Origin of the sequence: Variovorax sp. J22R115 (assembly GCF_030317005.1) — a bacterium.
Taxonomy (GTDB): Bacteria; Pseudomonadota; Gammaproteobacteria; order Burkholderiales; family Burkholderiaceae_C; genus Variovorax.
In genome coordinates this window covers 1-12,746 of sequence record NZ_JASZYM010000044.1, presented here as the reverse complement: position 1 = coordinate 12,746, position 12,746 = coordinate 1, and the positions used below count along the sequence as shown (strand labels likewise).

General features: G+C 64.2%; 14 protein-coding genes. 11 read left to right on the top strand and 3 right to left on the bottom strand.

Features of this window, described 5'->3' with window-relative positions:
- A partial coding sequence (locus tag QTI04_RS33985; RefSeq protein WP_286619612.1) for a 3-keto-5-aminohexanoate cleavage protein occupies positions 1-244 on the bottom strand: 244 nt, incomplete at its 3' end.
- Between the two features lie 177 nt (positions 245-421).
- On the opposite strand from QTI04_RS33985, the gene QTI04_RS33980 reads away from it, so the two are divergent.
- The 8 genes from QTI04_RS33980 (at position 422) to QTI04_RS33945 (ending at position 8,450) form a co-directional block, all read left to right on the top strand.
- A complete protein-coding gene (locus QTI04_RS33980; RefSeq protein ID WP_286619611.1) occupies positions 422-1,426 on the top strand; it encodes an AraC family transcriptional regulator in 1,005 nt (334 codons plus the stop codon).
- A 151-nt stretch (positions 1,427-1,577) separates the two neighbouring features.
- Complete coding sequence (locus QTI04_RS33975; protein ID WP_286569386.1) at positions 1,578-1,991, top strand: carboxymuconolactone decarboxylase family protein; 414 nt, start codon at positions 1,578-1,580, stop codon at positions 1,989-1,991.
- A gap of 195 nt (positions 1,992-2,186) precedes the next feature.
- Positions 2,187-3,035, top strand: coding sequence for a tripartite tricarboxylate transporter substrate binding protein (locus QTI04_RS33970; RefSeq protein WP_286619610.1), 849 nt, complete (start codon positions 2,187-2,189; stop codon positions 3,033-3,035).
- 23 nt (positions 3,036-3,058) lie between these two features.
- Positions 3,059-4,126 carry a TauD/TfdA family dioxygenase gene (locus tag QTI04_RS33965; protein ID WP_286619608.1) on the top strand — a complete coding sequence of 356 codons (1,068 nt, stop codon included), beginning with the start codon at positions 3,059-3,061 and terminating at the stop codon, positions 4,124-4,126.
- 5 nt (positions 4,127-4,131) lie between these two features.
- Positions 4,132-4,926: an SDR family NAD(P)-dependent oxidoreductase gene (locus QTI04_RS33960; protein ID WP_286619607.1), complete on the top strand. Its 795-nt coding sequence runs from the start codon at positions 4,132-4,134 to the stop codon at positions 4,924-4,926.
- A 205-nt stretch (positions 4,927-5,131) separates the two neighbouring features.
- Positions 5,132-6,019 (top strand): poly(3-hydroxyalkanoate) depolymerase, encoded by an 888-nt coding sequence (gene phaZ / locus QTI04_RS33955; protein ID WP_286569390.1) that lies wholly within the window; start codon positions 5,132-5,134, stop codon positions 6,017-6,019.
- 57 nt (positions 6,020-6,076) lie between these two features.
- Positions 6,077-6,541 carry a MaoC family dehydratase gene (locus tag QTI04_RS33950; RefSeq protein WP_286619605.1) on the top strand — a complete coding sequence of 155 codons (465 nt, stop codon included), beginning with the start codon at positions 6,077-6,079 and terminating at the stop codon, positions 6,539-6,541.
- 28 nt (positions 6,542-6,569) lie between these two features.
- Complete coding sequence (locus QTI04_RS33945) at positions 6,570-8,450, top strand: alpha/beta fold hydrolase (RefSeq protein ID WP_286619604.1); 1,881 nt, start codon at positions 6,570-6,572, stop codon at positions 8,448-8,450.
- A gap of 65 nt (positions 8,451-8,515) precedes the next feature.
- Here the strand turns inward: QTI04_RS33945 and QTI04_RS33940 are convergent, their stop codons facing one another.
- Entirely contained in the window at positions 8,516-9,769 is a 1,254-nt protein-coding gene (locus QTI04_RS33940; RefSeq protein ID WP_286619603.1) for an acyl-CoA dehydrogenase family protein, read from the bottom strand.
- A gap of 121 nt (positions 9,770-9,890) precedes the next feature.
- On the opposite strand from QTI04_RS33940, the gene QTI04_RS33935 reads away from it, so the two are divergent.
- On the top strand, positions 9,891-10,898 hold the full coding sequence (locus tag QTI04_RS33935; RefSeq protein ID WP_286619602.1) for a GlxA family transcriptional regulator: 1,008 nt from the start codon (positions 9,891-9,893) through the stop codon (positions 10,896-10,898).
- Between the two features lie 11 nt (positions 10,899-10,909).
- On the opposite strand, the gene QTI04_RS33930 is transcribed toward QTI04_RS33935, so the two are convergent.
- Complete coding sequence (locus QTI04_RS33930; protein WP_286619601.1) at positions 10,910-11,929, bottom strand: AraC family transcriptional regulator; 1,020 nt, start codon at positions 11,927-11,929, stop codon at positions 10,910-10,912.
- Positions 11,930-12,075: 146 nt separating this feature from the next.
- Here QTI04_RS33930 and QTI04_RS33925 point away from each other — a divergent pair, with 146 nt between their 5' ends.
- Both QTI04_RS33925 and QTI04_RS33920 read left to right on the top strand, forming a co-directional pair.
- Positions 12,076-12,456 carry a carboxymuconolactone decarboxylase family protein gene (locus QTI04_RS33925; RefSeq protein WP_286619600.1) on the top strand — a complete coding sequence of 127 codons (381 nt, stop codon included), beginning with the start codon at positions 12,076-12,078 and terminating at the stop codon, positions 12,454-12,456.
- Positions 12,457-12,502: 46 nt separating this feature from the next.
- On the top strand, positions 12,503-12,746 hold a 244-nt coding region (locus QTI04_RS33920), incomplete at its 3' end, for a 3-keto-5-aminohexanoate cleavage protein (protein WP_286619599.1).

Genomic DNA, 12,746 nt, shown 5'->3' with positions numbered 1-12,746 from the left:
GACGCGCCAGCATCTCGTTGAACTTGGACAGGCGCTTGCTGCCCTTGCCGTCTTCTTCGCGCACGTGCACGTGCAGCACGGTGGCACCGGCGTTCCAGCAATCGACCGCCTTCTGGACCTGGGCGTCCATCGACACGGCGATGTCGTCGGAGTCGCTGGCGTCCCACTGGGGGCCGTAGGGCGCGACCTGGATGACCAGGGGCTGCTGGTTTTCGGGGAGGAGGGAGTCGTCGAAGAATTGCATGATGTGGGTCCTTGGGGTTCAGAAGGTGGGTTGCTGCAGGAGGATTGTTCCGGGCAAGGGGAGATGCCGATTGACCCGCTGTGACAGGCCTTTAACCTGTTGTGACACTACGCGTTAACCCCGAGCATCAACAAGCAACGGAAGGTGGGTATGGAGCGAGACCGCCCCACGAGAGGCATGATCCGCAGCGCTGCGTTGACAGACTTTGCTGCGGTCGCCCGCTCGGTCGGCGTGGACCCTATTCGGATGCTGGACGCAGCGGGGCTGGACCGCTCGTGCCTGGTCGACCCCGAGATCCGTATTCCAGGCGATACCGTGCGCGGCCTGATCGCCAGTACGGCGCGTCTTTCCGGCATCGAAGACTTCGGGCTTCGAATGGCCGAGAACCGCTCCCTTTCAAACCTCGGTCCATTGGGGCTCGTGGTCAAGGAGGAACCGACGCTGCGCGAGGCGCTGCACGCTGTGGTTCGCTACATGCGCCTGCACAACGAATCTTTGCTGCTGCGAATCGAGGAGGCAGACGGCCGCGTCACGATCCATCAGCAACTGATCACGGCCCAGCCCAACCAAATCCGCCAGTCGGTTGAACTTGGCGTTGGCGTGCTGTTTCGCATCATGCAGCTGTTCCTGGGAACGGATTGGAAGCCACTGTACGTTTGCTTCGTTCACACCGCCCCTGCCGATTTCACCCGGCACAGGCGCCTGTTCGGGCCGGTCGTTCAGTTCGATGCCGACTTCGACGGCATCGTGTGCCGCTCGGAGGATCTCGATATGCCGATCCGCGATTCCGATCCGGTCCTGGCCCAGTATGCGCGCGCATATCTCGACTCTCTCCTTGCCGCTAAGAAGGAAAACACCTTCGCCGACAAGGTGCGGGAACTGGTGGTCGTGCTGTTGCCTGCGGGCCAGTGCACCACGGCGCGTGTTGCGCAGCACATGAACGTCGATCGGCGCACGCTCCACCGCCACCTGGCAGCAGAGGGCAGGCCCTTCACCTCGCTGGTCGACGAGGTGCGCAGCGAGTGGGTCATGCGGCATCTTCCCGCAGGCAACCGTGCTCTCAGCGATATTGCCGAGTTCCTAGGTTTCTCGGGGCTGAGCTCGTTCTCGAGGTGGTTCCGTACGCACTTCGGATGCTCGGTCACGCAATGGCGGGCGAACCAGCAAGCTCCCGAGGGCTGAAGCGCGGAGCAGGAGCCGCCGCGCCTCTGTCGCGAATTGACAAAGCGGTGTCACAACATGTCAACAGTGCGGCCCTTCAATGTCTGATGCTTGCACCCATGGGAACCAGGAACCGGCCCATCGCCTGCATCGACATTCCAAGGAAGCCGCCATGAACACAGAGTCGCCGACTCGATCACCTGCCCTGTCGCATGGGGCCACACCCATCTGCGACCAGATGCGCGCAAGCGGCAACTGGAATCCGCTGTGGAATGAGTTCGCGGCCATGGATCCGGTGTGGACCGAGAAATTCATGACGATGAGTGCCCACTCCAAGTCCAGCGGCAGGCTCGACGCGAAGACGATCGAGTTCATCGCGATCGCCGTCGACGCCTCGTGCACCCACCTGTATGCGCCAGGCGTTCGGCGCCACATCCGCAGGGCCCTTCAGTTGGGAGCGACGAAAGAGGAGATCCTCTGCGTGCTGGAGTATGTCAGCGTGCTAGGCCTGCATTCCATGAGCCTCGGCGCTCCCATCCTCGCCGAAGAGATGCTGGCTGCCGCCGCGCATGCCGACACCGATTGAACAACATCCATTGGGGACTCCATGAAGCTCGATTCATCCCGCCGCCGGTTCGTACTGGCGTCTTGCGCATCAGCAGGATCGGCGCTCCTGCCGCTGGCATTCGCGCTACCCGTGGATTCCGCAGCGCAGGCTGCCCGGCCCTCTGACTGGCCAACGCGACCTGTCCGGATCGTCGTGGCGAGTTCGGCCGGCAGCATGTCCGATACCTTCGCGCGCATCATTGCCGACCATCTGACCAGGACCTTCGGGCAACCCTTCATCGTCGACAACAAGCCCGGCGGCAGCGGAGCCATCGCCAGCCTGGCGGTCGTGAAGGCACCCAACGACGGGCACACCCTTCTTTTCACGAACGCTTCGTTCACCGCCGTACTGCAGGCGATCAGCCCGCCGAAGAGCTATGACCTGTTGCGCGACCTGACGCCTGTGGTCCAGATCGGGGCCAGTGGGCAGTTCCTGGCCGTCGTCCCCGCGTTCCCGGCCCACAACCTGAAGGAGTTGATCTCGCTGGTCCGCGCCCATCCGGACAAGTACACCTTTGGAACATTGGGCAACGGCTCGGTGGGCCACCTGGCCATGGCAGCACTGCAAAACCAGGAAGGGCTCAAGATCGGTCACGTGCCCTACAAGGCCGGCAACGAAGTCGTCCGAGACATGGTGGGCGGTGTTCTCGAGATCGGGTGGGTGGACGTCTCATCGTCGGTCGGCGCGATCCAGGCGGGGCAGATCCGTCCGATCGCGATCAGCGGCACGTTCCGCGCGCCCGCCAATCCCGAGGTGTTGACCATGACGGAGCAGGGCTATCCGTTCAAGTTGAACGGATGGACGGGCCTCTTCGCGGCGGCGGGTACTCCACCGGCAGTGATCCGCGCGATCAACTCCGAAGTCAACGCCCTTCTGCAGACGGAAGCGGTGAAGCAGCGCATGTTCCAGATGAACGTGGGCCTGGTGCCGGCCAACACGCCGGAGCAGTTTCAGCAGACCCTGCGCGACGACATCCAAGGCTGGACCCGGATCGTCGTCGCCAACGGCATCAAGCCCGAATGACATCCTCGACGACGAAAGCGATCATGAACATCAACGCACCTTCTACCCATCGCGCCTATGCCCATCGAAGCGCCTGGCATGGCGACAGCATGGCCCAGCGTGACGACTGGATCGTCATACTGACGCCCAAGCACAACGCCGAAATACGCGCGGCGCTGTCGCACGCGAAACAGCAGGGAGCGCGCATTCCAGCACTCGGCAAGCAGCATTTCGCCCTTCCAACCCTGGGAGCAGAGTTGCTCGCCATCCGCGACGAGATCGTCAACGGCGTCGGCTTCGCGTTGGTGCGCGGTCTCGAGATTGACGAGTTGACGCTCGAGGACACGGCCCTGGTCTATTGGGGAATCGGCAGCCATCTTGGAGCCGGCAAGGCCCAGAACGCCCAGGGTGACATGCTCGGTCATGTCACCGACCTGGGTGTCGACTACCGCACGGACATGAACGTCCGCGGCTACCAGACGCGCCTGGGCCTGCCCTTTCACAACGACGCGCAGGACGTGGTGGGCCTGCTCTGTCTTCGCCCTGCGCGCGAGGGCGGCAAGTCCCGCATCGTCAGTTCCACCGCCATTCACAACGTTGTGCTTGAGCGCAGGCCGGACCTGCTGGCGGAACTCTACCGTCCCATCGCCGTGGATCGAAGGGGCGAGGCGCCAGAAGGAAAGCTCCCCTATTACCGCGGCTGCGTCTTCGAGTGGATCGGGGAGAGACTTTTTTGCCGATACAACCGGACGTACATGGAGAGCGCGCAACGCTTCGACGGCGTACCCGCGCTCACTCCCCTACAGATTGAAGCCTTCGAGTTGGTGGATGAACTGTGCCGCGACCCGGCTTTGTATCTCGACATGGACTTCCAGCGGGGGGACATGCAGTTCATCTCCAACTACAGCGTCCTTCATTCCCGCACCGAGTACACCGACTGGCCCGAGCTGGATCGGCGCCGATACCTCCTGCGCCTGTGGCTGGACACCGGCCTGATCGCGCAGTTGCCCGAGTCCTATCGGGATCGCTACGAGGACATGAAGTTCTGGGGAGCCAACCCCAAGCCCCCGATCTTCGATCACTCCGCACGCAGTGCCGAGCTCGCCCACTGAAGGGCATGCGGATGACCACGACATATAGCGAATTCCTGTCGCAGAACTTCAGCTTGGCCGGACACACCGCCATCGTGACGGGCGCTGGTTCCGGAATCGGGCGCGCAGGCGCGCTTGCATTGGCAATGGCCGGCGCGCGACTGATCCTGGTCGGACGTCGCTCTGAACCCCTAAATGACACCGCGCGGGCCATTCGTGCGGCAGGTGGGTTTGCGGAACCGCTACCCCTCGACGTCTCGGATACCGAACGATTCGAAGCTGCCCTCGCCGCGTCGGAGAATGAAGGCACGCCTACCATCCTCGTGAACAACGCGGGCGTCGGGGGCAGGGCACCCCTCTTCAATGTGCGGGCAGATCAGTTCGATCACATCTTCGGCGTCAACGTGCGCGCCGCAGCCCTGCTCGCGTCGGCCTTTGCGCGTCACCTGATCCGCCTGGAAAGGCCTGGACGCATCATCAATATCTGTTCGCTTGCAGCGCAGTCCCATCCGCATGGCCTGGGCGTTTACGGCGCCAGCAAGGCTGCGCTGGAACATCTGACCCGGACGATGGCCAGCGAGTGGGCGCACCACGGGATCAACGTCAACGCCATCAGCCCGGGCTACATCGAGACGGACATCAACCGGGCCATGTTCCAGACGCCGGCCGGCAAGGCGATGATCGACACACTGCCGCGAAAGCGCCTCGGGACGCCCGACGTTCTCAACGGCGCCCTGCTGCTATTGGCTGGGCCGGCGGGCGCTTTCATCAACGCGTCGACCTTGACGGTGGACGATGGGCAGAGGTTTGGTGTCCGATGATGGCGTCACCGGACTTTCGCTGCTCGCGGCTTCAGGCCGGCGAAGTTCGAGCGCTCGACCATAGTGGCGCCCGGACGGCCCGAGCAGCGCAACGCGATACATCACTCAGTTCGCAGGCGGTGCGAACTAGACCCAAGTCCACGCTAGGGTAAATCCGGCTTCGCGACCTGCGCGACGTCGTCCGGTCGCTCCGACAATCAGGCTCATGTCTACAGTCACACTCCAACATCTCCCCGCAGCGCGCGGTGCAACGCGGCGCACCAAGTCCGGCCCTGCGCAAGGCCCGTTTGCCATCGAAATGATGGAACTTGGCACGCCAACCAACCCCATGCGCGTGCGCGTCGGCCGCAAGCCGGGCAACGGCAAGGGCGTGCCCCTGCTCCTGTTCAATGGCATCGGCGGGAACATCGAGTTGCTGGCGCCGCTCGCGGAGCGGATGCCCGAGCGCGAAATCGTCGTCTTCGACATTCCCGGCGTGGGCCAGTCGGAGCTGCCTCGCTGGCCCTACCGGCTTGGCGGCATCGCACGGCTGGCTGCGCAGATCCTGGACCGGTTCGGTATCGACGACGTGGACGTGCTGGGCGTCTCCTGGGGCGGCGCCGCCGCGCAGGAGTTCGCCTATACCTGCCGCAAGCGCTGCCGCAGGCTCATCCTCTGCGCGACCGCCCCCGGCGTGGTGATGGTTCCAGCCAGCCCGAGCGTGCTGTGGAAGATGGCGACGCCGAAGCGCTACATGAACGCCGAGTACTCGCGCAGCATCAGCGGCGACATCTACGGCGGTGATTTCCGCAAGAACCCTGCGCTGGCCACCGAACTGTTTCGCCACGTCAAGTACAAGTCGCGGCTGGGCTACTACCTGCAGCTTCTCGCCGCCTCGGGCTGGACCAGCGTGCACTGGCTGCCGGGGCTGCGCCAGCCCACGCTGCTGATGGCGGGCGCGGACGACCCCCTGGTGCCGCTCGCCAACGCGCGGCTCATGCACATGCTGATTCGGCATTCGGAACTGAAGGTCCTCGACTGCGGCCACATGTTCCTGATGACCCGTGCCGATGAATCCGTCGCGGCCATCCGCGAATTCCTGGACAGGCCCTGAAGTCTTCGGGGTGCCTGGCCGTTCCTCTCATTCATTCATTGATTGCCCCCCATCGCCATGAGCACCCCTGAGTTCACCTTCCAATCCCTCGCCGGCCTCGTTGGCCAACGCATCGGCTCGTCGTCCTGGATCACCATCGACCAGGCCCGCATCGACGAGTTCGCCCACTGCACGAACGACGCGCAGTGGATCCACGTCGACGCGGAACGCGCCGCCAGGGAGAGCCCCTTCGGCGGCACCGTGGCGCACGGATTCCTGACCCTGTCGCTGCTGGCGCCCACGGCCTTCGACGTCCTGATCTCGCACATGCAGCTCAAGCAGGCGGTGAACTACGGACTGGACAAGATCCGCTTCATCGCACCCGTGCGCGCCGGCAAGCGGGTGCGAAACCACATCAGCGTGGTGTCGATCGAGGACAAGGGCAACGGCCGCCACCTGCTCACCACCGAGAACACGGTGGAGATCGAGGGCGAGGACAAGCCCGCCCTGGTGGCCCACTCCATGGCCATGCTGATGGCCTGATCCCCGAAGAAGCACAAGGAGACAGAGAATGGCGACAACATCATCGGCCGTTGACAAGGCACCCCTGAAGAAGAAGGCGGCCATGCCGAAGCCGGCATCGCCGCCCGCGCGCAAGCGCGCATCGGCTAAGGCCGGCGCGCAGACGCCCCCGAAGGACGCGCCACCCACGGCGGCGAAGCCGGCCAGGAGGCCCGCCCGCACGACGCCCGATCCGGCGGCCGTGGTCAACGAACTCAGCGACCTGGTGGCCCGCGCCAGCGAAAACACCCTTGCGCCGAACCCGCTGATCGGGCTGCGGGCCAGCGATTTTGCGGAGGCCGCGCAATCGCTGCTCAAGCTGACGGCAGTCTCTCCGGGCGCCACGATCGGCTCGCTGGCCAAGTACGCAAAGTCCCTGGGCCAGATCGTGCAGGGCCGCTCCGAACTGGCGCCGGACCCCAAGGACCGACGCTTCGCGGACCCGGCCTGGCAGGGCAATTTCGCCTACAAGCGCCTGATGCAGAACTATCTGCTCGCGCACAACGAATTCAACAGCCTGATCGCCGGCTCCAAGCTGGGCGAGCGCGAAAAGGGGCAGGCGCAGTTCCTCACTGCGCTCGTGACGGACGCCCTCGCGCCGAGCAACTGGCTGCTTGGCAATCCCGCCGCGGTGCGCAAGGTCGTCGACACCGGCGGCACGAGCCTCGTGAAGGGCGTCAAGAACCTCGTGAGCGACATGCGGCACAACCACATGATGCCGATGCAGGTGGACAGCACGCCGTTCAAGATCGGCGAGAACATGGCCGCCTCGCCAGGCCAGGTGGTCTATCGCTGCGAGACCTTCGAACTGATCCAGTACACGCCCAGCACGCCGAAGGTGTACCAGCGCCCGCTGGTCATGGTGCCGCCGCAGGTCAACAAGTTCTATGCGGTCGACCTCGCGCCGGAGAAGAGCCTCGTCAAGTGGACGGTGGACAGCGGCGTGCAGATGTTCATGATCAGCTGGCGCAATCCCACGGCCAAGCACCGCGACTGGGGGCTCGAGCACTACGCAATGGCGGTGAACGAGGCGGTCGACGTGGCGCGCCAGGTCACCGGCAGTCCCGACGTCAACATGTGGGGCTCCTGTTCGGGTGGCATGACGCTGGCGGCCTACCTGGGCTACCTCGCTGGCATCGGCGACACCAAGGTGGCGAACGTGTCCTGGGCCGTGTGCGTACTCGACGGCGCCCGCGCGATGGACGACACCACGCTGGGCCTGTTCAACTCACCCGCGGCGGTGCGCGCGGCGCGCGCCCGCTCGCGCAACAAGGGCGTGGTGGAGGGCTCCGAGATGGCCACCATGTTCGCCTGGCTGCGGCCCAACGATCTGATCTGGAACTACTGGGTCAACAACTACCTGCTGGGCAACAAGCCGCCGGCCTTCGACATCCTGGCCTGGAACGCCGACACCACGCGTCTACCGGCGCGCTTCCATTCGGACCTTCTGGACATCATCGAGAAGAACCCCTACGTCAAAGCCGGCACGATGACCATCAGGGGCGTTCCGATCGACATGTCGAAGGTGGACATCGGCGCCTATGTGATTGGCGGCATCACCGACCACATCACGCCGTGGAAGAGCTGCTATGCCACGGCGCGCGTGTTCGGCGACGACGCCACCTTCGTGCTAGCCAACGCGGGCCACCTGCAGAGCCTGATCAACCCGCCGGGCGCGCCCAAGGCCTACTTCTCGACCGCACCCAGTCGCCAGGCCGATCCCGATGAATGGACTCGCGCTGCGGTGCGCCAGGAAGGAAGCTGGTGGCCGCACTGGCGGGCATGGATGCAAGAGCGCTCGGGCAGTCAGGTCGAGGCACCCAGAAAGCCAGGCTCAAGAACCCATCGCGCGCTCTGCGCGGCGCCAGGAGAGTACGTGCTCGAACGTTGAGCCTCTCTCAAAGGCGCTTTTGCTCCGTTGTGGCTATCAGCGGTGTTGTCGTGGATGCCCCGCACCTAGCCCGTGATGTCCTTGCCGAAGATGGAGCGCGCAATCACCAGTTTCTGGATTTCGTTGGTGCCTTCATAGATCTCGGCGATCTTGCAATCTCGGTAGATCTCCTCGACCCGGTAGTGCGAACCGTCAGCCGCCAGTTCCGACATGAACCCGTAGCCGCCAAATATCTGAACCCCATCGCGTGCGAACTCCGCAGCAAGGTTGGTCGCGTACCACTTCGCCATCGCGGCCTCTGGCTCCGGGAAGGCCTCGCCCGCATCCATGCGCAGCGCAGCCTTCATGTAGAGGTTGCGCGCGTTCTCGATCTCTGTGGCGCGCTCGGCCAGCTTGAATTGCCAGTGCTGGAATTGCGCGATCGCCTTGCCGAATGCCTGTCGCGTCTTCAGCCGCTCGACACTGTGATCGAAGGTTGCCTGAGCCATGCCGACGCCGCTGGCCGCGATGCCGATGCGGCCGTAGGTCAATGTCTGCAGTGCGATCTTCAAGCCGCCACCCACCGCGCCAACGACGTTCTCGGCGGGAACCTGCACGTTGTCGAAATAGATGTCCGCCGTGAGCTGGCCGTGGTTGCCCATCTTCCGGTCCGGTGCGCCGACGCGCACGCCCGGCGCATCGAGATCGATGACGATCTCCGTCATGCGCCCTTCCTCCGCGCACAACAGAACGACGAAATCGGCCACCGGCGCGTTCGTGATGAAGCGCTTGCGGCCATTGACCACATAGCCCGCGCCTTCGCGGTTCGCAAAGGTCTGCATCGTCTTGATGCTCAGGTCCGTGCTCGCATCGGGTTCGGTCGTCGCGAAGCTGCCGATCTTCTCGCCCGCCAGCAGCGGTGCGAGGTAGCGCTGCTGCAACTCCGGCGACGCATGCTCCAGCGCGTGGCCGGCCAGGATGCAATGCACATCCACGACGGCAGCGACGGAGTTCGAGTGATAGGCCAGTTCCTCGATGAGCGCCGCGGTCGCGCACGCGGGGTACTTCAATCCACGGCCCCCCACTTCGGCCGCAAAGGGAATGCGGAACAGGCCCGCATCGGCCATCTTGCGGAAGAGCTCGCGAGGGAAGTTTTCGACCGACTCTTCGCGATGCCCGATCTCCCACGCCACCGATGCAACGTGCTCGTCGGCAAAGCGGCGGACCTCTTCGCGAACGGCCTTGGTTTCCTCTGGCGTGAGCAGGTCGTGATAGAGCCTCGGTTGGTGGCGCTCCGGCGCCTGCTGGTGCGTCGTGATGGTGTTGTCTCTGGCGTTCATGTCTCTGGTTCCTATGGCGGGTGGGCCTGACGGCCCCGTTGATGTGAGATCAAGTCTAGGTTTGGGCGCGTTCGGGGTACATCGGCGAAACTGACGCTTTCTGTGCGAAATACGACAAGCCATGCCACGCGCCGCCATCCTCGCCTTCGACGGCTGCTACGCCTCCAGCCTTGGCGGGTTCGCCGATGTCCTGCAAGTGGCGAACGCGCATCTGCGCAGGCAGCAGGGTGCGTCCGCCGCGCTCTTCGAATGGCGCTTCGTGTCGCTCTCAGGCGAAGCGATCGCGGCGAGCAACGGCCTGCAGATGCCGACTCACAAGATCGGTGCGCGCGAACACTACGACCTCGTGTTCGTCCCGAGCCTGCACTACGCGGGTCATCGCAAATTCGATCAGCTGCTCAAGGGCCAGCCGTCCACCTGCGCGTGGCTCGCGTCGCAGTGGCGTCGCGGCGCCTGGCTGGCAGCCAATTGCACTGGAACCTTCATCCTGGCCCAGACCGGTCTCCTGGATGATCGGATCGCCACCACGACGTGGTGGCTGGAGCGGCAGTTCCGCACGCGCTTTCCGCGCGTCGACCTGCAGATGCGCCCCGTGCTCACGGAAGTCGATCGCCTGCTCTGCGCCGGTGCCTCTGCGTCCTACCTCCTGCAGGCCATTCGCGTCGTCGAACGATTCGCCGGGCCGGCGATCGCGTCGCAATGTGCCAAGAGCATGCTCATCGATGTGAGCCAGACCTCACAGACACCGTACCTCCCGCTGCTCGCGGACATCGCCCATACGGACGCGCTGGTTCATCGGGCCCAGCACTGGCTGCAAAGGAACATGTCCCGGCCGATCCGCATTGCCGAGCTCGCCGGCGAGCTGGCCGTGAGCGAACGAACGCTGATCCGGCGGTTCAACGCGGTGCTCGATCAATCCCCATTGACCTACCTGCAACACCTGCGCATCGACTCGGCGCGTGCCCTCCTGGAGGCCAGCGATCTCGGTGTCGACCAGATCGCCATGCAAGTGGGCTACAACGACCCCAGTTCCTTTTCGCGCCTATTTCGGGAGCGCATGGGTCTCAGTCCCGGCGCGTATCGGAATCGATTCCAGTCCTTGGACGCTGACCGACTTGAGAGTTCGTAGTCAGACGACGCTCAGGCATCGGGCCGTTCCGCGCCGACGTTCATGCGGTGTCGCAGCCCGGCAACCTCGCCGAACTGCTGCTTGTACCACCGCGAGAAAGCACTCAACGCAGAAAACCCGAGCAGCTCGGCAATCTGCGACAGTGGCCGCGTGCCGTCGTCGATGTAGTGCACGGCCAGTTCCCGACGGATGGTGTTCACAACCTCTCGGAACGCCGTGCCCTCGCGGACGAGACGCCGATGCACGGTCTGCCTATCGACGCCAAGTTGCTGCGCCACCTGCTCGATCGAGCATTTGCCAGAAGGCAGCAGCACCAGCAGGATGTTGCGCACGTTGTCGACCGTGCTCATGCGCGCCGAACCGGCGGAAGCTTCCAGAACCTGTCGCGCGTAGCGCGCCATCACCGGGTCGGCCATCGGATTTGGTGCATCCAGGTCGCTTGTCGTGCAGACGAGCCCGTTGAAATCCTGTCCGAAGTAGACGCCGTAGCCAAAGAGCTGAAAGTGCAGGCTCGGATCGCGCGGTGGTGCGTGCGCGAAGCAGACCCGCAACGGGTTCCACGCTGGCCCTAGGAAGAACTTCAAGTTCCGGAACATCACCCCGACAAGCAGTTCCGTCGACTGACGCGATGAGCCACCCTGGCCCACGAGAAACTCCTCCCGCATCACAGCGATGCCATTGGCCTCTTCGAGCTCCACGAACAACGATTCGTTGAGCACGTGGCTGTAGCGCATCATCGCCCGCACGACGCGCCGCACTGTCGGCTCCTCGCGCGCCACCAGCGCGACCGCGCCGAGGTTTGAAAGTTGCCGCGTTTCGGCCATGCGCAGGCCGAAGTTGTCCATGCCGCTGGCGGTCGCCGAGGTCTCGAGCAGGTCTCGAACCGCCTGGCTCGGAATGCGCATATCGGGATCGTGAAGGCAGCTCGGATTCAAGCCTACCGCGGCCAGCAAAGCCAGCGGATCAAGTCCGACCGCACGCGCCACTTCGGCGTAGTTGGTCAGGCTGGCACTGCGGACGAGGTTCGACATGGGGTTAACGCGAAGTGTCACATCAGGTTAAGCAGCTGTCACAGCGGGTCAATCGGCATCTCCCCTTGCTCGGAACAATCAGTCTTCCGAATCAGCTGCAGACGTGAAGGCTACGGGCAGCGACAACCTCAAGGAGACACGACTCGATGGATCGAAACAACGCACCCACACCCACACCGGTTTGCGACCGCCTGCGCGAGAGCGGCAACTGGAACCCCAACTGGGAACCCGTTGCCGAACTCGACCCGGCCTGGACCGAGAAGTTCATGGCGATGGGCATCACGCCCATGGTCTCGGGCGTGCTCGATGCAAAGACCATCGAGTTCATCTCCATCGCCGTCGACGCCTCGTGCACCCACATGTACGGGCCGGGCGTGCGCCGCCACATCCGCAAGGCTCTGGCCCTCGGCGCCACGAAGGAAGAGATCACCGCCGTGCTGCAGTGCGTGAGCGTATTGGGCATCCACACCATGAGCCTCGCCGCACCCATCCTGCTGGACGAACTCGCGTCCGTATCCACGCGCTGACCGGTCGCCTCCAGCACCCTTTTTTTGAACCCCAAGGACCCACATCATGCAATTCTTCGACGACTCCCTCCTCCCCGAAAACCAGCAGCCCCTCGTCATCCAAGTCGCGCCCTACGGCCCCCAGTGGGACGCCAGCGACTCCGACGACATCGCCGTGTCGATGGACGACCAGGTCCAGAAGGCAGTCGATTGCTGGAACGCCGGTGCCACCGTGCTGCACGTGCACGTGCGCGAAGAAGACGGCAAGGGCAGCAAGCGCCTGTCCAAGTTCAACGAGATGCTGGCGCGTT